Raw genomic sequence first — 20,381 nt, 5'->3', positions numbered from 1 at the left:
ATAGTCGATCCCCGTTAGATATCCTGGCGGGAGTGTTACGTGCGTGATCTCGTAGAACTATTCAGCTTGGGCGGCTTTGTGCTGCCCATCCTTATTTTGGCCGCCATCCTGGCGCTGGCCATCATCGGCAATCGTTTTTGGGTGCTGCGGCGGGCGCGTATCGTGCCGCAAGGCCTAGTCGGGCGGGTCGCCGACCTGGTGGAGGTGGGCAAGCTCCCGCAAGCGGTGAAGCAGCTCTACGAAAACGATACGCCTCTGGCGCGAATCTTGCTGGTTGCCCTGCAGCAGGTTGGGCAGCCGCGGGATACGATCAAAGAGATCGTCGAAGATGCGGGACGCCACGAAATGGCGCACCTGGATCGCTATCTAAATTTTCTGGGAAGTATCGCGGGGGCCGCACCGTTGCTTGGTCTGCTTGGTACGGTCTTTGGCATCATGCATGCCTTTGCCGCTATTGGTACCGTGGGTATGGGCGATCCTAAGGCGTTGGCGGGTGGAATTGCCGAGGCACTCATCACCACCGCGGCGGGACTGATTGTGGCCATCCCCAGCCTGCTCTTTTACCGCTATTTCCGCGGGCGGGTAGAGATCTTGGTGTTGGCCACCGAGAAAGATGTCCTGAAGCTCGTGAACCTCCTGGCGGGTGCTAAGCAATGAACTTTGGTACGCGTAGAGGCGGTAACGAAGAGCCGGAGATCAATGTGATTTCCATGGTCGACATTGTCTTGGTGTTGCTGCTCTTTTTCATGGTGACGACGAGCTTTGTGCAGCACAGCCATATCTCCATGCAACTGCCTAAGGCCCAGCAAGCCGCAAAAGGCGAACCGAAAACTCCCATCACCATCGACCTAAGTGCCAGCGGGCAAGTGGCCATCGACGGCCACGGTCTGCCAATGAGCGCCCTGCTCGAACGTCTCAAAGCCCTGGCGGCGCAAGACCCGGAGCGCGTTATCGTGCTGCGCGCCGATAAGGACGCCACCCAGCAATATGTGATCGATGTCCTGGATGCGGCACAGGAAGCTGGGCTGACGCGCATCAGTTTTGCCACCTTGAGCCAGGCGGGACACTGACAGGTGCGGCTGGAGGGGCGCTGGCAGTCCCGCGTTGCCTGGTTGGCGGCCATTTTGCTGAAGGCAATTGCGAGCAGCTTGCGCTGGCAGGAGGAGGGTGCGGAGCAGATACGCGCCCTACATGTCAGTGGGCAACCGATTATCCTCGCTTTCTGGCATGGACGCCTGGCCCTGATCCCGGCCGCCTACCGCCGTATTGGCGGCAGGCGGGTGAAGATTCTGATCAGCGAACACCGCGATGGTGAACTGATTGCCCAGGTAATGTCGCACTGGGGTTATGAGGCAGTGCGTGGCTCTAGTCGGCGTGGCGCGCTCAAAGGGGCAAAAGGTATGCTGCGCGGGGCACGCGAAGGCTATGATCTGGCAATTACCCCCGATGGTCCGCGCGGCCCGCGCGAAGAATTGCAGGCAGGGGTGCTGGAGCTGGCGCGCTGGACCGGCCTGCCCATCGTTCCGGTGACCTTTTCCGCCCGCTGGGGACGCTGTTTTGCCAGTTGGGACCGTTTTCTCTTTCCCTGGCCTGGCAGTCGTGCGCTGGTACTCTGGGGCGAACCGATGCGCATCGCGGCAGATACGCCAGCCTCGGAGATGACCATCCTGCAGCAGCAACTGGAGGAGCAGATGCGTACCCAGCGTCAGCATGCGGATCAGCTGATGGGGCGTGCACGACAAAAGGACGAAGAGCAATGAGTTACTACGGAGCCAACTATTGGCGCGCCCGCTGGGCAAGCTGGCAAGACGCCCGGGCAGGACGTATCGCGCAGGCCAATGCCCGTCTGGGTGGGCTAAAATTGCCGGGTGACCGGGGGCCGGTCTTGTGGCTGCAAGGCGGCGCTGCCGGTGACGAACTGCGCTTGGGTGTGGAACTGTGCCGGGCAATTAGCGACAAGCGGCGAGATCTACGTATGATCCTCACCTTCGAACGTGAGGATACGGCCCTTTTCCCCGAAACCAGCGCCGGTATCGAGCGCTTGGGCTACGGCTTTGGCCCCTGTGCCCATGCGCGCGCCCTGGAAACCACCCTGCAGCGCCTGCAACCTTTGCGTTACCTGGGGCTAGGACGAGTTCCCAGTCCCGCCCTGGCACGTCTGCTCAGCAAGAAAAAAATCCCTGCTTTGGCAATGGCTACGGCGCCAGATAGTGCGGCGAGCGCGACACCGTGGGAAGCGATCTATCCGCGTAGCCAGTTGCAATACCAGCAATGGCAGTCGCTTTCTTCCGTCAAAGGTCTGCAGGAACCCGTTGATTTCCTGACCTTGGTGACGGTGGCGCAGGTCGAACCCAATTTTCGCAACCTGATTCTTGGCAGCCAGGGGGATGCTTTGTTTTGGGTAACGGGTCTGCGCGCCGCAGACTGGTTTGCCTGGTCTGCCGCCTGGCAGCAGTCGCCGTTATGCGAGCGGGGCCTGCTCTTTCTTGAGGGGCTCGGGGCACCCGCGAACTTGCCCCGTCTGTCGCGCTGGCAACGAGCACAGGTGCCGGTGGGTAGCGTGTTGCAGGTAGATGAAGCCCGTTGGCATCCGGCTTTGGCAGCGGCCTGCGACGCCGTGCATCTCCTGGCTGCGGGTAGCACGCTACTCTGGCAGATCTTTGCTGGCGGACGCCCTCTCAGTCGGCGGCCAGAACTGCATTGGGACTTGCCCGCCACGATTGCTGCCCAGCCGCGGGCGCTGGCTGACCCGACGACAGTGCTGCAGCATTGGGCTGCAGTGCTGGCCGAGCCGATTGCCGCGCGCGAAGAGGCCGACGCCTACCGGCGTTTCTTCTGGCAAGAGCGCCGCGCTGCCGGCGAACGCTTGCCGGAATTTCTGCAACGCGTATTTGACTGGTGAATTGGCGTCAGGAACTCGAGCGTCAGTGGTATGCGGGCGGCGCCTGGTCGGATCTGTTGCGCCCCCTCGGTGTGATGTACTGCGCCGCAGCGGCACGACGGCGGGCTCAGGCACAACGCTCGCCAGCGGTCTTGCCGAGTATTGTCGTCGGTAACCTGACCGTTGGAGGCAGCGCCAAGACGCCGGTAAGCATGGCCTTGCTCCAGTACCTGCAAGCACAATCGTGGCACCCTGCGGCCATCAGCCGTGGCTACGGCGCCCATCCGCCCGCCGAACCCTATGCGGTGATGCCAGGTGATTTGCCGCAGCGCGCTGGCGATGAACCGCTGCTGCTGCGTAGCGTGGCACCGGTGTATCTGAGTCGGGTGCGCCATGCGGGGATCGCCGCGGCCGCTGCTGCGGGTCACGACATTGTGGTTTTGGATGATGGCTTTCAACATCTGGCCCTGCAGCCCAGCCTTTCCCTTGTGTTACTCCAAGGCGAGGCGCCGCTCGGGAATGGCCGTTGCCTGCCGGCTGGACCGCTTCGCGAAGGAAAGGCCGCACTACAGGAGGCTGATGCCTTGCTCTGCGACCCTGCCGCGGCCACCAGTCCCGACCTGACCGATATCGCGCGACCTATATTTCGCTATGAGCAGCAGGTTACGCGCCTGTCGCCGCTTGCCGGTCCCGAACAGGAACTCCCTCTCGCGCTACTGTGCAAGCGCCAGATTCACGCCGTTACGGGCATCGCACGTCCCGAGCGTTTTCGTCACACACTGGAGAGTTTGGGGGCGCAAGTAAGCATGCATGCCTTTCCCGACCATCATGTCTTTCGCCAGCACGACCTTGCCCAGTTGCCCCCCCCCCTCGTCATGACCAGCAAGGATGCCGTAAAATGTCGGCATATCGATGACTTGCCAGAGACTTGGGTGCTGGAAATCGGTATCCGCTGGGAGTCCGCTTTCCGTGTTTGGCTCGACCAGCGCCTGGCCAGCTTGAGGAACCCACAGTGAAAATCGACCGCCGTTTGCTCGACCTATTGGCCTGTCCTGACTGCAAGGGACCGCTTTTTCCTTGCGCAGAACAGCGTGCCCTCTGTTGTGAGCGCTGCAAGCTGCGCTTTCCCGTGCGCGATGGGATTCCCGTGCTCTTGCTGGAAGAGGCAGAACCTTTGGAAGCTGAGGCCAAGTGAGCTTCACCGTTCTCATCCCGGCGCGCCTAGCATCTTCCCGCTTGCCGGGTAAGGTGCTGTTACCTATTGCTGGTCTGCCGATGATTGAATGGGTGCGTCGTTGTGCCCTCGCGAGTGGCGCAGAGCGGGTGGTGGTGGCCGCTGATGATGCGGAAATCCTGGCGGCGGTGCGTGCCCATGGCGGCGAAGTGATATTAACGCATCCGAGCCATACCTGTGGTAGCGAACGCTTGGCCGAGGCGGTCCAGGTTCTCGGGCTGGCAGCGGATGAAATCATTGTCAATCTGCAGGGCGACGAGCCGCAGATGCCCGCGGCGCTGATTCATACAGTAGCCGCGGCCCTGGCTGCAGATGCAGATCTTGCCGTGGCGACGGCGGCAGTGCCCCTGACCCGCTGGGAAGATCTGGTCGATCCGCATGCCGTCAAGGTGGTGCTCAATGCCGCCGGTGATGCCCTCTATTTCTCGCGAGCTCCCATCCCCTGGCACCGCGATCAGTATCCATTACCTGAGGATGCCGGGCTTCCAGACGGTCGGCATTGGCGGCATCTCGGCCTCTATGCCTATCGTGCCGGCTTTTTGCAGGACTATGCGCGCTGGCCGCGTTCCCCCCTGGAAACTCTCGAATCCCTGGAGCAACTGCGCATACTCGAACGCGGTTGGCGAATTCGGGTATGCTGTAGCGATGTAATTCCCCCGATTGGGGTTGATACCCCAGCGGATCTGGCCCGGGTGCGGGCCGCATTTTCCACCCATAAGGAGTGTTCTGCATGAAGCTCAAAGCAATCCCCGCCGGCAATGCCCTGCCCGACGATATCCACGTAGTGATCGAAGTCCCGCAGGGCTCGAGCGTCAAATACGAGGTGGAGAAGGGCTCCGAGGCGATTTTTGTCGATCGTTTTCTGTTTACGGCGATGCATTACCCGTTGAATTATGGCTTTATTCCCAATACCTTGTCGGATGATGGCGACCCCACCGACGTCCTGGTTGTCTCTCCACAGCCGGTGGCTCCCGGTTCGGTATTACGTGCGCGTCCCGTAGGCGTGTTGGTGATGGAAGACGAAAAAGGCATGGACATGAAGATCATTGCGGTGCCCCATGCCAAGGTCGCGCCGGGTTATGAGGCCATTCAGGACGTCAAAGACCTGCCGCAAGCGTTGCTCGATCAGGTGCGTCATTTCTTCGAGCACTATAAAGACCTCGAGCCTGGCAAGTGGGTAAAACTCAAGGATTGGTCCGGTGTCGAAGCCGCCCGAGAGATCATCAACAAGGACGTTGCCCGCTTCCCGGGCTGAGCCTCGCGCAGAGTCCGGGGCCGCCCTGGTCCCGGCCTGCACACTGCCTGTCATCCTGCCCTGGGGCAGGCTAGAGGCGGATGGACCACTTTGGCAGCGCGTCCCGATCCGCGATGAATATGGCCATCTGCTCGCCGATTTTCGTATGCTTTTTCCCGGCTTGCGGCGCCACAGCAGAGAACGACAAATACACACCCTGCGCTTGGTAGGTGGTGTTTTGCAACGCTACCAAAAATGGGTAGTCTTTGCCGACCTCAACCTGCGTATGAACCTATTGTGGGTGAGCATTCGCGCTCGCCCAGGGCTGACCGTGGAAATCCCTGCCGCCATTCTCGAAGAGGTGCCCGAGGCACGGCTATTGGCGCCCTACTGGCGCCGCCAGCGTTAGACCGGGGCGGTCTCGGGCAGGCGCAGGACAACCTTGTCGGCCTCCAGAGCGGCGCTGATCTGCGTGCCCTTGGGCAGGTCGCCAAACAGGATGTGCTCCGCCAGCGGTTTTTTCAGTTCTTCCTGAATTAGTCGCGCCATTGGCCGCGCACCCATCAACGGATCGTACCCTTTCTTTGCCAGCCATTGCCGCAGCTCACTGCTAACCTCCAGGCTATAGCCCTTTTGTAAGAGTTGTTCATCCAGTTCCATGAGGAACTTGTCGACCACGTGCAGGATATCTTCCCGTGCCAGGGGCGAGAAGGGCACAATGGCGTCGAGACGATTGCGAAATTCCGGCGCGAAGACCCGGCGAATACTCTCCATCTCCTTGCCCGTTTCGCCCGTCTTCTGCACGAAGCCGATCGCCGCCTTGCCTTGCTCTTCGGCTCCAGCATTGGTGGTCATGACCAGAATCACCTGGCGGAAGTCGACTTGCCGGCCGCTGGCATCGGTGAGCTTGCCGTGATCCATCACCTGCAGCAGGACGTTGTAAATATCGGGATGGGCCTTTTCGATCTCATCCAGGAGCAGGACCGCGTGCGGGTGTTTGAGGATCGCATCACTGAGCAGACCGGACTGGTCATACCCCACATAGCCTGGTGGCGAGCCAATAAGACGGGAAACGCTGTGGCGCTCCATATACTCGCTCATGTCAAAGCGCATTAGGGGAATACCCAGAAGCTGCGCCAATTGCCGGGTAAGCTCCGTCTTGCCGACGCCAGTCGGGCCAGAAAAGAGAAAGGCGCCAATGGGCTTCTCGGCATGGCGTAGGCCCGCTCGCGAGAGCTTGATGGCCGCACTCAACTCGTGGATGGCACGATCCTGCCCAAAGATCACCAAGCTGAGATCACGTTCTAAATTTTTCAGCGCCGTGCGGTCATCCAGCGATACCGACTTACCGGGGATGCGCGCCATTTTGGCAACCATTTCCTCGATGTCGTGCACGCCAATGCTCTTTTTGCGCCGCGATGGGGCAAGCAGTGCCTGAGCCGCACCAACCTCGTCGATGACATCAATGGCCTTGTCGGGTAGATGCCGATCGTGGATGTGTTTAATGGAGAGTTCCACAGCGGCGCGCAGGGCGGCATCGGTGTAGCGCAGGTGGTGATGGTTTTCGAAGTGGCGCTTGAGGCCGCGCAGAACTTCAATGGCCTCTTCGGGACTGGGTTCGGGAACGTCGATCTTCTGGAAGCGCCGACTCAGGGCCCGGTCTTTCTCAAAATGCTGCCGGAATTCCTGGTAGGTGGTGGCACCAATGCACTTGAGTTCACCTGCTGACAAGGCCGGTTTGAGTAGGTTGGAGGCATCCATAGCGCCGCCGGAAACTGCGCCGGCGCCAACGATGGTGTGAATCTCGTCAATAAAGAGAATGGCCTTTGGCTGCCGCTGCAGGGCCTTGAGCACCGCCTTGAGCCGTTCCTCGAAGTCACCACGGTAGCGGGAGCCAGCAATCAGGGCGCCCATGTCGAGGGCATAAATGGTGGCATTTTCGAGGATTTCCGGCACCTTGCCGTGGACGATGGCGCGCGCCAAGCCTTCGACGATGGCAGTCTTTCCCACCCCGGGTTCGCCCACAAAAAGCGGGTTGTTCTTGCGCCGCCGTGCCAAAATCTGCAGGGCGCGTTCCAGCTCGTGGGCGCGGCCGATAAGGGGATCGATGCGCCCGGCCCGCGCCTGGGCGTTCAGGTTTCGCGTATAGGCAGAAAGGGGATCTTTACCAGATTTGCCGCGCTCCTGCTCATTTTCCGGCTCTTCGCCTTCCTCGTTGCCCTCGTCACGCTGCTGCCCATGAGCGAGGTAGGTGACCACGTCCATGCGCGACACATGTTCCTTTTGCAGATAATACACGGCATGGGATTCGCGCTCGGCAAACAGAGCTACTAAAACATTGGCGCCGGTAACGGCATCCTTCCCCGCCGACTGTACGTGATAAAGTGCGCGCTGGATGACGCGTTGGAAGCCAATAGAGGGTTGGCTATTGACGGTGCCGGCATTGCCGAGGGAGGGGATCTTCTTGCCCAGAAAACCCTTGAGTTCGCGACTCAGGCGTTTGCGATCGGCACCGCAGGCGTCCAGCACTTCGATGCTGGCAGGGTTATCGAGCAACGCCAGCAGCAGATGCTCGACCGAGGCATACTCATGCCCATATTCGCGCGCCGTCTGGAATGCCTGATTGATGGACTGTTCCAAGGACTTGTCGATCATCGCTCACTCCTTTTCCATGGTACAACGCAAGGGATGCTGATGCTGGCGTGCATCAGCGGTAACCAAGGTGACCTTGGTTTCTGCGAGGTCAAAGGGGTAGACGCCACAGATGCCTTTGCCTTGATGATGCACCTCCATCATGATTTGGGTGGCTTCGTCATGGCTCTTGTGAAAATACTCTTCGAGGATACGCACCACATAGTCCATGGGGGTGAAGTCATCATTCAGCAAGCAAACGCGGTACAGGCGCGGCTCGCGAATCTGCGTTTGCCGCTCCAGAACGGGTTGCTGAGGATTTCTTCGTGTTGTCACAACTGTGCTCCGGAAAAACTCTCTGTCTTCATTGTGGCGCCTGATCTCGTTCCAGGCAAGGCAAAGGGCCGAAGGGAAATCCCTTCGGCCCTCTCTATAAAAAGGCTTATGACAAATTACTTAGTGATGTTGATGCTAGCCTTGCTGCGCAGATCCGATACGAACTTTGCTGCCTCTTGTTGTTGCAACTGTGCCTTGATGCGGGCCTGCATGGAGCTCAAGGCAGGCGGGGTTACTGGACGGGTGGCCTGCACTTCGATGATGTGGTAGCCAAATTGGGTCTGTACCGGGCCAACCGGCTTGTCGATGGGGGCCGTCTCTACCGCCTCGGCAAAGGGAGGCACCACCATACCCGGAACGATCCAGCCGAGTTCCCCACCGTGGGCGGCGCTGCCCTTGTCGATGGAATATTTCTCCGCCAACTTGGAGAACTTCTGTCCTGCCTTCAGATCGGCCAAGATCTTGTCTGCTTCGGGCTTGGTCTTGACCAGAATGTGGCGCACTTCGTATTCCTTCTTGCCCATTGCCGCAACGAATTTGTTATAGGCATTCTGGACGTCGGTCTGCGAAACAGGATGCGCCTTGACGTAGGATTCGATCGCGGCATCCGCCAGAATCTGCCGTTTGGCCAGGCTCAGGCGTTCTTGCACGTCGGGGGATTGGGCAAGACCGTGCTGGTCGGCATACTGTGACAGCACTTCCATGTTGATCAGATTCTGCACCACCTGCTCGCGAGCATTGGGCTCTTTTGCGAGGTCTGGGCTCATGCCCATGATTTCCTGCACTTGGCTGTTGTCGATGGCATGACCATTGACCGTGGCCGCGGGGGTAGCGAAGACCGGCAGGGAGAAAGCACCGACGATGCCGGCAAGAACAACTGCGCGAAGTTTCATGAGTTTTCCTTCAGTTTGATTGAGACGAAGCATTATCCATGCGGACAGATCAAAGGTAAACCGACGGCCTTTGCAAGGCCGATTCCACCTCGACACGCCGCTCGTTTCCAAAAAATTGAGTGACAAGGCTGAGGGCAAAATCCATGGCGGTGCCTGGACCGCGGGAACTGGTAAGGGCGCCATCGATGACGACGGGTTCCGTTTGGTATTGATACTCCAAACTCTGCGGATCGAGAGCGCCGGGGTAACTGGTTACTCTTTTGCCGCACAAGACGCCGATCTCGGCGAGCAAGGAGGGAGCGGCACAAATGGCGGCGATTCTCGCGCCGGCGGCGCTGCGCGCTGCGATTGTGGCGCGTAGGCTGGCCGACTGGCGTAACCGTTCCACGCCGCCGGCGCCGCCTGGCAGTAGCAAAAGATCCATGGGTTCGTCAGCGCGTTCGGCCCAGCTGTGATCCGGCAGCAGGCGCACACCGCGCGAAGCCGTTACCGCTGCGCTGCCATCGACCCCCGCGAGGCAGACCTCCGCCCCGGCGCGCCGCAGAATGTCGGTGCAGATCACCACCTCCATTTCCTCGCAGCCATCGGCAATTGGAATTACTACCCTTGGTACGGGCACCATACTCTCTACCTATCTTCCCACTCAGGCAGCTTTGACCTTGGCGCCGGCGTTTTTATCCCGACTGGGATACACCGGCAAGGGAATGATCTTCTTTATGGTCTTGCCGTCCTGCTCCACCTCCACGGCTTGGCCCTCGAGAATCTCCACCGCCTTACGCAGGACAAAATCCGTGGCCAGATTCGGGGTATCCGTAGGCATTTGTTTTTGGCTGCTGGTGGCGGGCGGGGTCGGCTCCGGAATCTGGAACTGCGGCTGGATCTTTTGACACTGATCCGGGGCTTTGAGTACCCCCTGTAGCTCCGATTCCTTGAGGAGCGCGGCATCGATTTGCCGTTCTTCGGAGTTGCCAGGGACAACAGCGACGTTGGGGACAATCCCCTGGCTTTGAATGGAACATCCAGCCGGCGTGTAGTAGAGCGCCGTGGTCAGCTTGAGCGCGCCGCCATTATCGAGGGGAATGACGGATTGCACTGAGCCTTTGCCAAAGCTACGACTCCCCAGGATCAGGGCGCGGTCATCGTCCTTGAGGGCGCCGGTAACAATCTCTGCCGCTGAGGCCGTGCCGCCATTGATCAACACAACTATGGGGGCACCATGCAGCAGGTCGGGTCCGTGCGCACTAAAACGCATGTCGCTCTCGCCGCTGCGACCTTTGGTGTAGACGATCAGGCCATGATTCAAAAACGTATCCGCAGTCTCCACCCCGGCTTGCAGTACCCCGCCTGGGTTGTTGCGTAGGTCGAGAATCAGCCCCTTGAGTTTGCCGCTGGCATCACTCTCGAGCTGTTTGACCGCTGCCTGCACGGCGTTGCCAGTGTTGTCCTGGAACTGACTAACACGCAGATAGCCGTAATTTGGTGCGATCATCTGATAGCGCACGCTCTGCACTTTAATGATGGCGCGCGTGAGGGTGACTTGCAGGGGAACATTGCTGTGCGGCCGCAGGAGGGTGAGGCTGACCTGGCTACCGGGCTTGCCACGCATCTCGTCTACGGCCTTTTGCAGGCCCAGGCCCTCCACTGCTTTCCCGTTGATCTTGATGATGAGATCTCCAGCGTGAATCCCGGCGCGGGCAGCGGGGGTACCATCGACGGGCGTCACTACGCGCAAGAGACCATGGTCGGGGGTGATCTCAATGCCGACTCCACCAAAACGGCCATCGGTAAAGACCTGCATCTCTTTCCATTCTTGCGGCGTCAGATAGGCTGAATGAGGGTCGAGGGCATGCACCATGCCGGCAATTGCCCCTTGCATAAGTTTCTGGTCGGAACTGGGGTCGACATAATCCGACTTGATCAGCGCAAAGACCTGGCTGAAGGTTTGGATCTCTTTCAGGGGGATGGTCGAGCTGTCTTCGGCCCAGGCCGGTGCTGAGCCCATGCTGAGGGCCGCAACCGTCAAGAGGGGCAAGCAAATCTGCAGGATGCGCCTAGTCATTCTGGCTCCAAAACGTCGCACATTAACGAATAAAATTCAGGGGGTTAACGGGATGACCTTGGCTGCGAATCTCAAGGTAGAGACCGTCGTTGCCCATTTCTCCACCGCTACCAACACCACCCAAGAGGCTTCCCGTTTGCAGCTTCTCGCCGACCTGCACCGCGGGTTTGGCCAAGTGTCCATAGATGGCCAAGACCAGGTTCGCTTGCTGCACGATGACGATCTCGCCATAGCCACGTAGCGGGCCGGCGTACAAGACCATGCCCGGCGCGATGGCATGTACCGGCGTCCCCGGTGCCGCGGCAAAAGTGATTCCCTGCCAGTTCGGTCCACCATGTACGCGCGGGGTGCCAAAGAGGTACCGCACGGGAGCGCTTACCGGCGGCGGGAAGCTCCCGTGGCCGACGGCATTCGTGCTTGGCGGCGGCGCACTGGGAGCCACAGGTGTTACGGTGGCAATCTTGGGCGGTTGCACGGGAATTGCCGGGGGCGGCGGCGCCTGATGGATTTCGCGCTGCAATTGTTCTGCGCGCTTTTGTTCTGCGGCAGCCTTGGCAGCGATCTCGGCCCGTTCTTGTGCGGCGGCGTGGGCCGCAGCACGGCGCTCTGCGGCAGCCTGAGCAGCGGCTCGCTGCGCTGCCGCAAGCCGCTGTGCTGCCAGGCGTTCGGCTGCCCGCTTGCGCGCCGCGGCTTCAGCCGCTCGTCGCGCCGCTGCCGCCCTTTCGGCAGCGAGTTGCTGGGCGTATTGCGTCGAGAGCCGGTTGACCAAGCCATTGAGAATGTTGGCATTAGCCTCCAGGTTGGCAATTTTTGCCTGATCTGCGGCAATGCGTTTTACCAATTGCTCTTCCAGGTTGGCATGCTGATTACGTTGTCCCTCTAGCGTCTTTTCCTGGTCTTGAGTTTGCGTGGCCAGTTGCGTGAGATGCGCCTCCTGTTTCTTCTTTTGCTCCTGAGTCTGGGTGATTTCTTTCCCCGTCGTTTGGGTTTTGCTGATCAGTTCGAGGCGCGCCTTGGCTAGGGCCTGATAATAGACGCTGAGACGACCAATCTCGGCAGGCTTCTCGGTTTGTAGCCATACCGCCAACGGGGTTTCGCCGCCCAACATATAGGCGGCGCGCAACTGATCGGTGAGGATTCCTTTCTGTGCCTGAAGCTCTTCTTGCAGTTTGTCGATTTGACCTTGCAGTGTACGGATTTCTTGTTGCGTTTGTTGCCGATGGCCCTGAATTTTGCTGAGCTGCCCTTGCGTGGCTTGGATGCGTTGGTCTAACTGCGCAATTTCGGCGCGCAGTTCGGTCTGGGTTTTCTGTTTGTCGGCTAACTGCGCCTGCAAGGTCGACACGTTCTGGTGGATGGACTGCAGACGTGCCTTACTCTCGTGGATCTTTTGCGGCAAGTTGCTCGCGTTGGCGGCGCCGATGCCTAGATAGAGAACTGTACTGGTCAGCAAGACGGCAGAGGGAATCAGGTGTTTCACGTGTTCTCGATCAGACTTTTTCCGCCCATCTCAGGGGCCTTGGGCAGGCCTAGGAGCTGCAGTAGTGTTGGTGCCAAGTCTTCCAACGCGCCACTTTCCTGTAGGCGGGCCGAACGACCAATATAAAGCAAGGGTACAGGATTACAGGTGTGCGCGGTATGCGCCTGGCCGGTCTCGGGATCGAGCATTTGCTCGACATTGCCATGATCAGCAGTGATCAGGACCTCGCCGCCCTGCGCCCGCACCGCCGGTACAATGCGCCCTAGGGCTTGGTCTACGGCCTCAACTGCAGCGGTGGCGGCAGCCAGCTTGCCACTGTGCCCCACCATGTCCGGATTGGCAATGTTGCAGATGATGACGTCGTAGCGCCCGGCCTGAACCTCGGCGACGAGGCGCTCGGCCAGATCTGGCACACTCATTTCTGGCTGTAGATCATAAGTGGCGACGGCAGGAGAAGGAATGAGAATGCGATCTTCGCCGGCAAATACCTGCTCTTCACCACCATTAAAGAAAAAGGTGACGTGCGCGTATTTTTCGGTCTCGGCGATACGCAGCTGGCGCAGACCAAAGCGGGAAACCCACTCGCCGAAGGTGTTACGCAGGCGGGTGGGGGGGTAGGCGACCGCCACTGGAAACTGCTCGCTGTACTCCGTAAGCGTAACAAAGGCCGCAAGTTTGGGTACGACGGCGCGCGGAAATCCGGAAAACCCCTCTTCGACGAAGGCGCGAGTAATTTGCCGCGCACGGTCGGAACGAAAATTGAGGAAGATGATGCTATCGCCATCCTCCACGCGCACCGCCGGCCCGATACGTGCCGCGGGCACAAATTCATCGCTCTCTACTTGCGTGTAGGCAGCTTCCAGCGCCGCTTCGGCACTGGGATATTCCGTACCCGTGCCCTGGGTAATCAAGTCATACGCCTTTTGTACCCGGTCCCAGCGGTGGTCGCGGTCCATGGCATAATAGCGTCCGATTAGGGTGGCGAGGCGGCCGCCCTCGCGCGCCAAGGCGTCTTCTATTTTGCGTAGTGAGGCGGCTGCCGAACGGGGGGCCGTATCGCGACCGTCGAGAAAGGCATGCAAATATACGTGCTCGGCGCCACGTTGGCGCGCCAGGCGCAAACCGGCAATCAGGTGATTTTCGTGGGAGTGCACACCACCGGGAGAGAGCAGGCCGAGAATATGCACGGCCTTGCCCTGCTTTTGCGCCGCGTCCACCGCCTCCACCAGCGCGGCGTTGTGATAAAAGCTACCGTCGGCAATGGCGCGGTTGATACGCTCGTATTCCTGATAGACTACCCGGCCAGCACCGATATTGATATGCCCCACCTCGCTGTTGCCCATCTGCCCACGGGGCAGGCCTACCGATGCCTCAGATGCCTGCAGCAAGGTATGTGGGTGGGTCTTCCACCAGCTGTCCCAATGCGGCGTGTGGGCCTGCGCGATGGCATTATCCTCCGCCGCTTCCCGATAGCCCCAACCATCGAGAATGAGCAGTACTATAGGGCGAACGGACGACGTGCTCACGTGGCTCCTTGCAAAAAACCGTTGTCTACTGTAGCGCGGATTCTAGCCAAGACTGCCGCCTTCCGCTACCAACGGCTTCAGGTGCCAAATATCGGTATTGTATTCACGGATGGTCCGATCGCTGGAAAAGACCCCGCTGGCCGCGCTATTGCGGATGCTAAAGCGCAGCCATTCCTCCTGATCGCGCCAGAGCTCCGCTACTTCCTGTTGCTTCTGCCGGTAGCTGGTGAAGTCGGCAAGCACCATCCAGGGATCGTGCGGCGAGAGCACGGCGTCGAGTAGGCAATCGAAGAGGCCAAAGTCGTAGGGATTGAAATAGCCACTGCGTACGAGTTGCAGCACCCGCTCCAGATCCATGTCGGCGTCGACGAAATGTTGTGGTTGATATTGTGGCCGTAGATGCGTGACCTCCTCTGCATTGAGACCAAAAAGGAAAAAATGTTCCGCGCCTACTGCTTCGCGAATCTCGATGTTGGCGCCGTCAAGAGTGCCGATCGTCAACGCTCCGTTCATCATGAATTTCATGTTGCCGGTACCCGATGCCTCCTTGCCGGCAGTGGAAATCTGCTCCGAGAGATCGGTAGCCGTACAAATTTTTTCCATCAACGATACCCGATAATCGGGCAGAAAAACGACCCGCAACAAGCCCTCGGTATCCGGGTCGGCATTGATGGTACGCGCGATTTCGTTGATGAAGCGTATGATCCGTTTGGCCATAAAGTAGCCCGGAGCTGCTTTGCCAGCGAAGAGCACATTGCGCGGTGTGAAGCCCTCCAGATCACCACGTTTGATGCGATCATAGAGGTGCACTACATGCAGGGCGTTGAGTAGCTGACGCTTGTACTCATGGATGCGTTTGACCTGGGTGTCGAGCAGGGCGCCAGGGATCATCGTGACGCCGGTTTGCTCGGCAATGATCTCCAATAGGACCGCCTTGTTGGCGGCGCGGACCTTGGCCCAGCTTTTACGGAAACGACTATCGTCGGCAAAGGGGGCGAGGGCTTGTAGTCCGGCCAGGTCCTGCTGCCAATCGCTGCCAATCTTGCCGCTGATCAATTTGCACAGCTCGGGATTGGCAGACTGGAGCCAGCGGCGCGGGGTGACGCCATTGGTTTTGTTGTTGAAGCGTTCGGGCCAGAGCTGGTAAAAGTCATGGAAAAGCTCCTTGCAGAGCAGCTCGGTGTGCAGTGCCGCAACACCATTGACGGAAAAGCTCCCCACCACCGCCAGATTGGCCATACGTACCATCGGATCGGGGCCTTCTTCGATCAGCGATACGCGGCTGAGCAGATCACTGTCGCCGGGGTGCTGGCGCGCTACCTCGCGCAGGAAGCGGGCGTTGATCTCGTAGATGATCTCCAGCACCCGCGGTAAGAGTTGGCGGAATAGGCGCACGGGCCAGCGCTCCAAAGCCTCCGGGAGCAGGGTGTGATTCGTGTAGGCCATGGTTTTACTGGTGATGGCCCAGGCGGCATCCCAATCGAGACCATGCTCATCGATTAGCAGGCGCATCAGTTCGGCCACCGAGATGCTGGGGTGCGTGTCATTGAGCTGAAAGACGTGCTGCGCCGCGAATTGGGAGAATTTTTCCCCATGGCTTGCCGTCCAGTCGGCCAACACGTCCTGCAAGCTGGCCGAAGCCAAGAAATATTGCTGGCGCAGGCGTAATTCCTTGCCATTCTCACTGCTGTCGTTGGGATAGAGCACCATACTGATGTGCTCGGCAGCATTCTTGGCGGCAACCGCCTCGGGATAGGCGCCGGCATTGAATTCCCCCAGATCGAAAACATCCGTTGCGGCGGCGCGCCACAGACGCAGGGTGTTGACCACGCCATTGGCATAGCCGGGAATTGGAATGTCGTAGGGAACAGCCAGGACATCGTGAGTACCTACCCAGCGAAAGCGGCTTTTGCCGGCCGCATCGATATACGTTTCGGTGTGCCCGCCGTAGGGGATGCGGCGCACGCGATCTGGACGCTTGATCTCCCAGGGGTAGCCATTTTTCAGCCAATGGTCAGGCTCCTCGAGCTGTTCGCCATGACGGATTTCTTGGCGGAACATGCCGTAGGCGTAGCGGATGCCATAGCCGGTTACCGGCAGGGCGAGGCTCGCGCAGCTATCGAGAAAACAGGCAGCCAGGCGCCCAAGGCCGCCATTACCGAGACCGGCATCGGCCTCCTTCTCGGCCAATTCGGCCAGTTCCCAACCTTGTGCGTCCAGAGTGCTGTGCGCTGCATCTTCGAGCCCCAGATTGAGCAGGGTATTATTCAGGCTGCGCCCAAGCAAAAATTCTAGAGAGAGATAAAACGCCCGTTTTCCTTGCATCGCGCTGCGCTGTTCTTCGGTCTGGTTCCAGCGCTCTACCAAGCGATCGCGTAGGGCCATACCGAGAGCGGTGTAGACGCTGCGCGCGTATGTACCCGCGCCCGCCTGAGCAATGGGAATGCCCAGCGTGCGGAAGAGATAATGCTGGGTGTCCTGACAAAGGGCTTCGGCATCCATGGCCAAGGCGGGAAGGGTACATTCAGCGCTCTTGCTACGTTTGCGGTTCATGGCGGGCTCCTTCGGGGCAGGATACAGATCGAGCATAGAACTTTTTTATAGGGATGAGAAGAGCTTCCCCTATTGCTTTTTGCCAGCAGGCTCGCCAAGTTGTGTATTCACGTTACTCTTATGGAGAAATTGATGATGGCAAAGTCGTTGGCAGACTTTATTCGCGACGCACGCGCGCAGATCAATGAGGTAGATTGCGACCGCGTCGAGGAATGGCTGGATGCAGGCGAAGATGTGTTGATTGTTGATGTGCGCGAGGTAGAGGACTTTTGCAAGGCACGTTTGCCTGGTGCGCATCATGTGCCACGGGGGCACCTGGAAGCGTTGGCAGACCTGGAATATGGCAAGGCGCATCCGGCATTATCCAAGGCGCGGGAGCGCCGAGTGCTGTTGTACTGTGACAGTGGCACGCGCTCCGCCTTTGCCGCTGTCACCTTGTTACAAATGGGTTTTACCCAAGTCTACAGCCTCGCTGGTGGTATGGTGGTCTGGGAGGCCGAGGATAAGCCCATCGAATCCTGAGTTCAGTTGGGCAGGACTTCGGCAAAATTTTCTTGATAGCGCTGCGCGAATTCGGCGCGGGTGAAGTGATGATTTTGCGTGCCGGCAATCTCAATTTTGTACGCGCCCATGAGCGAAGCGATGCGCCCACAGGTCGCCCAGGGTAGATTGCGCTCCAGACCATAGAGCAAGCCGGCGCGATAGGCATCACCGCAGCCCGTGGGGTCGATGACGGCATGCGGCTTGGCGGCGGGAATTTCAATTTCTTCCGCGCCCTGATAGATGCGTGAACCTTGTTCCCCGTGGGTAACGACGAGTGCTTTGAGCTTGCTGCGCAGCGTCGACAGGTCCCAGCCGGTGCGCGCCTGGACCATGCCGCACTCGTAATCGTTGACGCTGAGATAATCCGCGTCGCTGATCGCTTTGCGTAAGGTGTCGCCATCAAAGAGCGGCAGGGCCTGGCCGGGATCGAAAATGGTCTGTACGCCAGCGGAATGCAGATCGGCCAAATGTTGCACCATCGCATCTAAACCATCCGGCGCAACAATGGCCCAGCGGCTGTCAGTCGGCATGTGCCCGGCAAGGTGGTTTTTTCCCGCCTGCATCATTGCCCCGGGGTGAAAGGCGGTGATCTGATTGTCGTCTAGATCGGTGGTAATGAAAGCCTGAGCGGTGTATTGATCGCTGCGTGTGGCGATGTGCGTCTGGGCGATGCCGAGATCCTGCAAGTGCTGGGCATAGGGACCAAAATCCTGCCCTACCGTACCGACGATCAAGGGCTCGCCACCCAACAATTTGAGGTTGTAGGCAATATTGCCGGCGCAGCCACCAAAGTCGCGACGCATCTGCGGTACCGTGAACGATACATTGAGCATGTGTACGCGGTCGGGCAGGATATGTTCCTTAAAACGGTCCTGGAAGACCATGATGGTGTCGAAGGCCAGAGAACCGCAAATGATGGTAGGCATGGAAACTCCTGTTGATTTTTTGCAACGGATGGTAGTGGTAATTTGAACGAATCGGGGCTACACTGTGGTCATTATACGACAGAGTCGTTTGTGGGTGCGAATCATGAATGGGCGCGGGTTTTTCTATGGATTGCTGTTTGCCGGGCTGCTTGCTGCGCCAGTCGCGGCGCTGGCTGCGTCCGATCAGCCCTACGTGAACCTCTTTGGCGGTAATACCTTCTTCGGGCCTGGGAGTCATCTGGATGGGGGCGGCACCTTGGGTCTGCGCGTGGGGCAACGGCTCGGTCAGCACTTGGGTATTGAGTGGCAGGTGGCCTCGGCCTTTGCGCGTCTGCAAGATCAAAACAAGACTAGCGCCAATCAATACAGTGGTTCCGTTATCGGGAACTACTATGCCTTTTCCGGGGCCTCTTCGCCCTACTTGTCCCTCGGGCTCGGTGCTTCCAGTGATTTGTTCAATCAACAAACCGGACGTGGAACCTCGGTCATGGGAATCTTTGGTCTGGGTTATGAACAGCGCCTTGGCGATCATTTCGGTCTGCGCCTCGGGCTGCAGGACCAACTGCTTTTCGATACCCCGCAACCCCAGGGTGGTGCACTGAACAATATCCAGGTGACGGGTGGTATCTCCTATTTTTGGGGTGGCAACGACAACACGCGCGCCTTCCCCATCATTGCACCTACTCGCTCTGAACCTTGAGGGCTTTTCGCGCTCGTAATGAGCGCCTTTCATTTTCGCGTAGCGAATCCCTCTGCTATATTTGGACGACTTTTCTGCGATTGACATCGCCAGTAACAGCCGAGGAGCCGTCCGTATGTCCAAATCCCATCTGTTCACCTCCGAGTCCGTATCCGAAGGCCATCCCGATAAGGTCGCGGATCAGATTTCCGATGCCATTCTCGACGCCATTCTGGCCAAGGACCCGCAAGGGCGGGTTGCCGCAGAAACCCTGATCACTACCGGCCTGATTGTTCTCGCAGGCGAAATTACCACTAGCGCTCAGGTCGATTATGCCGACGTGGCGCGCCAGACAGTACGCCGTATTGGTTATGACTCTTCGGAGATGGGTTTTGACTGGGCCTCTTGTGCAGTCGTCCAGACCCTCGACAAACAGTCGCCAGATATTGCCCAGGGCGTGGATGAGGGCAAGGGCCTGGATCTGGACCAGGGGGCCGGCGACCAAGGTTTGATGTTTGGTTTTGCCTGTGATGAAACCGACGTACTCATGCCCACGCCCATCTACTTTGCCCATCGCCTGACGGAACGCCAAGCGATGGTGCGCAAAGACGGGCGCTTGCCCTGGCTGCGCCCCGATGCCAAGAGTCAGGTAACAGTGCGTTATGAGGATGGTCGGCCAGTGGCCATCGACGCCGTTGTCCTCTCCACCCAGCACAGCCCGGACGTGAGCCATGCCGACTTGGTAGAGGCCGTGCGCGAAGAGATCATCAAGCCGGTGCTGCCGCCGGAGATGTTGCACAAGGGCACTAATTATTTCATTAACCCCACCGGTCGTTTCGTGATTGGCGGACCCGTAGGCGATTGCGGTCTGACCGGGCGCAAGATCATCGTCGATACCTACGGTGGCCAGGGTAGCCACGGTGGCGGCGCCTTCTCCGGCAAGGATCCGTCCAAGGTTGATCGCTCTTCTTCCTATGCCGGGCGCTACGTGGCCAAGAACATCGTCGCCGCCGGCCTGGCCAAACGTTGCGAGGTGCAGGTGGCGTATGCCATCGGCGTTTCCCAGCCGGTGAGCCTGATGGTCGATACCTTTGGCACTGGTGTTATTGATGACGACCGCATTGCCGCTATCGTGCGTGAGCACTTTGACCTGCGCCCCAAGGGTATCATCCAGATGCTCGACCTGCTGCGTCCCATCTACGGTAAGACGGCCGCCTACGGACACTTTGGCCGGGAAGAGCCGGAATTTACCTGGGAGCGTACCGATCGCGCCGCGGCCCTGCGGTCGGCGGCTGGCCTGAACTGATTCTCCAACCCGACCCGAGGGGCGCTGCAGCCGCTGTTTCCAGGCGGTCAGGCTCGGGTGCGGGTTGTTGCTTCAACCGCGCTCGTCTTTCAAAGGAGCT

At 59.3% G+C, this 20,381-nt stretch carries 21 protein-coding genes and 1 riboswitch; of the genes, 12 read left to right on the top strand and 9 right to left on the bottom strand.

The features are described 5' to 3' along the window. The first annotated feature begins 39 nt into the window (after positions 1-39). From AB4090_RS09870 to AB4090_RS09830, 9 genes are read left to right on the top strand one after another with little or no spacing between them, the layout of a single operon-like run. Positions 40-657: a MotA/TolQ/ExbB proton channel family protein gene (locus AB4090_RS09870; protein ID WP_369573702.1), complete on the top strand. Its 618-nt coding sequence runs from the start codon at positions 40-42 to the stop codon at positions 655-657. Further along, the gene (locus tag AB4090_RS09865; RefSeq protein WP_369573701.1) at positions 654-1,070 is read left to right on the top strand and encodes an ExbD/TolR family protein; all 417 of its coding nucleotides are present in this window, start codon (positions 654-656) and stop codon (positions 1,068-1,070) included. The genes AB4090_RS09870 and AB4090_RS09865 overlap by 4 nt, the downstream gene beginning before the upstream one ends. A gap of 3 nt (positions 1,071-1,073) precedes the next feature. Beyond that, the gene (locus AB4090_RS09860; protein WP_369573700.1) at positions 1,074-1,760 is read left to right on the top strand and encodes a lysophospholipid acyltransferase family protein; all 687 of its coding nucleotides are present in this window, start codon (positions 1,074-1,076) and stop codon (positions 1,758-1,760) included. Further along, positions 1,757-2,902 carry a hypothetical protein gene (locus AB4090_RS09855; RefSeq protein WP_369573699.1) on the top strand — a complete coding sequence of 382 codons (1,146 nt, stop codon included), beginning with the start codon at positions 1,757-1,759 and terminating at the stop codon, positions 2,900-2,902. Before AB4090_RS09860 ends, AB4090_RS09855 begins: the two co-directional genes overlap by 4 nt. Next, positions 2,899-3,897, top strand: coding sequence for a tetraacyldisaccharide 4'-kinase (lpxK, locus tag AB4090_RS09850; protein ID WP_369573698.1), 999 nt, complete (start codon positions 2,899-2,901; stop codon positions 3,895-3,897). The genes AB4090_RS09855 and lpxK overlap by 4 nt, the downstream gene beginning before the upstream one ends. Positions 3,898-3,899: 2 nt before the next feature. Continuing rightward, positions 3,900-4,076 (top strand): Trm112 family protein, encoded by a 177-nt coding sequence (locus AB4090_RS09845; protein ID WP_369573714.1) that lies wholly within the window; start codon positions 3,900-3,902, stop codon positions 4,074-4,076. Next, complete coding sequence (kdsB, locus tag AB4090_RS09840; protein WP_369573697.1) at positions 4,073-4,849, top strand: 3-deoxy-manno-octulosonate cytidylyltransferase; 777 nt, start codon at positions 4,073-4,075, stop codon at positions 4,847-4,849. The genes AB4090_RS09845 and kdsB overlap by 4 nt, the downstream gene beginning before the upstream one ends. Next, positions 4,846-5,370: an inorganic diphosphatase gene (gene ppa / locus AB4090_RS09835; protein WP_369573696.1), complete on the top strand. Its 525-nt coding sequence runs from the start codon at positions 4,846-4,848 to the stop codon at positions 5,368-5,370. The genes kdsB and ppa overlap by 4 nt, the downstream gene beginning before the upstream one ends. Next, positions 5,351-5,758 carry a hypothetical protein gene (locus tag AB4090_RS09830; RefSeq protein WP_369573695.1) on the top strand — a complete coding sequence of 136 codons (408 nt, stop codon included), beginning with the start codon at positions 5,351-5,353 and terminating at the stop codon, positions 5,756-5,758. The genes ppa and AB4090_RS09830 overlap by 20 nt, the downstream gene beginning before the upstream one ends. On the opposite strand, the gene clpA is transcribed toward AB4090_RS09830, so the two are convergent. From clpA to AB4090_RS09790, 8 genes are all read right to left on the bottom strand, one after another. Then, positions 5,755-8,004, bottom strand: coding sequence for an ATP-dependent Clp protease ATP-binding subunit ClpA (gene clpA, locus AB4090_RS09825; RefSeq protein ID WP_369573694.1), 2,250 nt, complete (start codon positions 8,002-8,004; stop codon positions 5,755-5,757). The genes AB4090_RS09830 and clpA overlap by 4 nt on opposite strands. Before the next feature lie 3 nt (positions 8,005-8,007). Beyond that, positions 8,008-8,316 (bottom strand): ATP-dependent Clp protease adapter ClpS, encoded by a 309-nt coding sequence (clpS, locus tag AB4090_RS09820; RefSeq protein ID WP_369573693.1) that lies wholly within the window; start codon positions 8,314-8,316, stop codon positions 8,008-8,010. 116 nt (positions 8,317-8,432) lie between these two features. Further along, on the bottom strand, positions 8,433-9,209 hold the full coding sequence (locus tag AB4090_RS09815; protein ID WP_369573692.1) for a peptidylprolyl isomerase: 777 nt from the start codon (positions 9,207-9,209) through the stop codon (positions 8,433-8,435). 49 nt (positions 9,210-9,258) lie between these two features. Further along, a complete protein-coding gene (locus AB4090_RS09810; protein ID WP_369573691.1) occupies positions 9,259-9,831 on the bottom strand; it encodes a DJ-1 family glyoxalase III in 573 nt (190 codons plus the stop codon). 21 nt (positions 9,832-9,852) lie between these two features. Continuing rightward, a complete protein-coding gene (locus AB4090_RS09805) occupies positions 9,853-11,268 on the bottom strand; it encodes a S41 family peptidase (protein ID WP_369573690.1) in 1,416 nt (471 codons plus the stop codon). Between the two features lie 22 nt (positions 11,269-11,290). Continuing rightward, positions 11,291-12,748 (bottom strand): murein hydrolase activator EnvC, encoded by a 1,458-nt coding sequence (locus AB4090_RS09800; RefSeq protein WP_369573689.1) that lies wholly within the window; start codon positions 12,746-12,748, stop codon positions 11,291-11,293. Further along, entirely contained in the window at positions 12,745-14,274 is a 1,530-nt protein-coding gene (gene gpmI, locus AB4090_RS09795) for a 2,3-bisphosphoglycerate-independent phosphoglycerate mutase (RefSeq protein WP_369573688.1), read from the bottom strand. The genes AB4090_RS09800 and gpmI overlap by 4 nt, the downstream gene beginning before the upstream one ends. Before the next feature lie 42 nt (positions 14,275-14,316). After that, positions 14,317-16,827: a glycogen/starch/alpha-glucan phosphorylase gene (locus AB4090_RS09790; protein ID WP_369573687.1), complete on the bottom strand. Its 2,511-nt coding sequence runs from the start codon at positions 16,825-16,827 to the stop codon at positions 14,317-14,319. A gap of 135 nt (positions 16,828-16,962) precedes the next feature. Between AB4090_RS09790 and AB4090_RS09785 the strand changes: the two genes are divergently transcribed. Next, positions 16,963-17,349, top strand: a complete 387-nt coding sequence (locus tag AB4090_RS09785) for a rhodanese-like domain-containing protein (RefSeq protein WP_369573686.1) — start codon at positions 16,963-16,965, stop codon at positions 17,347-17,349. A 2-nt stretch (positions 17,350-17,351) separates the two neighbouring features. Here AB4090_RS09785 and AB4090_RS09780 read toward each other — a convergent pair whose 3' ends face one another. Continuing rightward, positions 17,352-18,296 (bottom strand): carbohydrate kinase family protein, encoded by a 945-nt coding sequence (locus AB4090_RS09780; RefSeq protein ID WP_369573685.1) that lies wholly within the window; start codon positions 18,294-18,296, stop codon positions 17,352-17,354. A gap of 103 nt (positions 18,297-18,399) precedes the next feature. Between AB4090_RS09780 and AB4090_RS09775 the strand changes: the two genes are divergently transcribed. Then, entirely contained in the window at positions 18,400-18,996 is a 597-nt protein-coding gene (locus AB4090_RS09775) for an outer membrane beta-barrel protein (protein WP_369573684.1), read from the top strand. A gap of 115 nt (positions 18,997-19,111) precedes the next feature. Next, the gene (gene metK / locus AB4090_RS09770) at positions 19,112-20,281 is read left to right on the top strand and encodes a methionine adenosyltransferase (RefSeq protein ID WP_369573683.1); all 1,170 of its coding nucleotides are present in this window, start codon (positions 19,112-19,114) and stop codon (positions 20,279-20,281) included. Between the two features lie 10 nt (positions 20,282-20,291). Continuing rightward, a riboswitch (S-adenosyl-L-homocysteine riboswitch) is annotated at positions 20,292-20,372 on the top strand. The last annotated feature ends 9 nt before the right edge of the window (positions 20,373-20,381 follow it).

The sequence above is a fragment of the Acidithiobacillus sp. IBUN Pt1247-S3 genome (genome assembly GCF_041146875.1).
Taxonomy (GTDB): domain Bacteria; phylum Pseudomonadota; class Gammaproteobacteria; order Acidithiobacillales; family Acidithiobacillaceae; genus Igneacidithiobacillus.
This window is presented reverse-complemented; position numbering and strand designations above follow the sequence as displayed.

Bases quoted from the DNA above. Each gene is read 5' to 3' on its own strand.
- clpA (WP_369573694.1), bottom strand. From the start codon at position 8,004: ATGATCGACAAGTCCTTGGAACAGTCCATCAATCAGGCATTCCAGACG.
- AB4090_RS09805 (WP_369573690.1), bottom strand. From the start codon at position 11,268: ATGACTAGGCGCATCCTGCAGATTTGCTTGCCCCTCTTGACGGTTGCG.
- AB4090_RS09810 (WP_369573691.1), bottom strand. From the start codon at position 9,831: ATGGTGCCCGTACCAAGGGTAGTAATTCCAATTGCCGATGGCTGCGAG.
- ppa (WP_369573696.1), top strand. From the start codon at position 4,846: ATGAAGCTCAAAGCAATCCCCGCCGGCAATGCCCTGCCCGACGATATC.
- AB4090_RS09855 (WP_369573699.1), top strand. From the start codon at position 1,757: ATGAGTTACTACGGAGCCAACTATTGGCGCGCCCGCTGGGCAAGCTGG.
- AB4090_RS09815 (WP_369573692.1), bottom strand. From the start codon at position 9,209: ATGAAACTTCGCGCAGTTGTTCTTGCCGGCATCGTCGGTGCTTTCTCC.
- metK (WP_369573683.1), top strand. From the start codon at position 19,112: ATGTCCAAATCCCATCTGTTCACCTCCGAGTCCGTATCCGAAGGCCAT.
- AB4090_RS09785 (WP_369573686.1), top strand. From the start codon at position 16,963: ATGGCAAAGTCGTTGGCAGACTTTATTCGCGACGCACGCGCGCAGATC.
- AB4090_RS09775 (WP_369573684.1), top strand. From the start codon at position 18,400: ATGAATGGGCGCGGGTTTTTCTATGGATTGCTGTTTGCCGGGCTGCTT.
- AB4090_RS09790 (WP_369573687.1), bottom strand. From the start codon at position 16,827: ATGAACCGCAAACGTAGCAAGAGCGCTGAATGTACCCTTCCCGCCTTG.
- AB4090_RS09780 (WP_369573685.1), bottom strand. From the start codon at position 18,296: ATGCCTACCATCATTTGCGGTTCTCTGGCCTTCGACACCATCATGGTC.
- AB4090_RS09865 (WP_369573701.1), top strand. From the start codon at position 654: ATGAACTTTGGTACGCGTAGAGGCGGTAACGAAGAGCCGGAGATCAAT.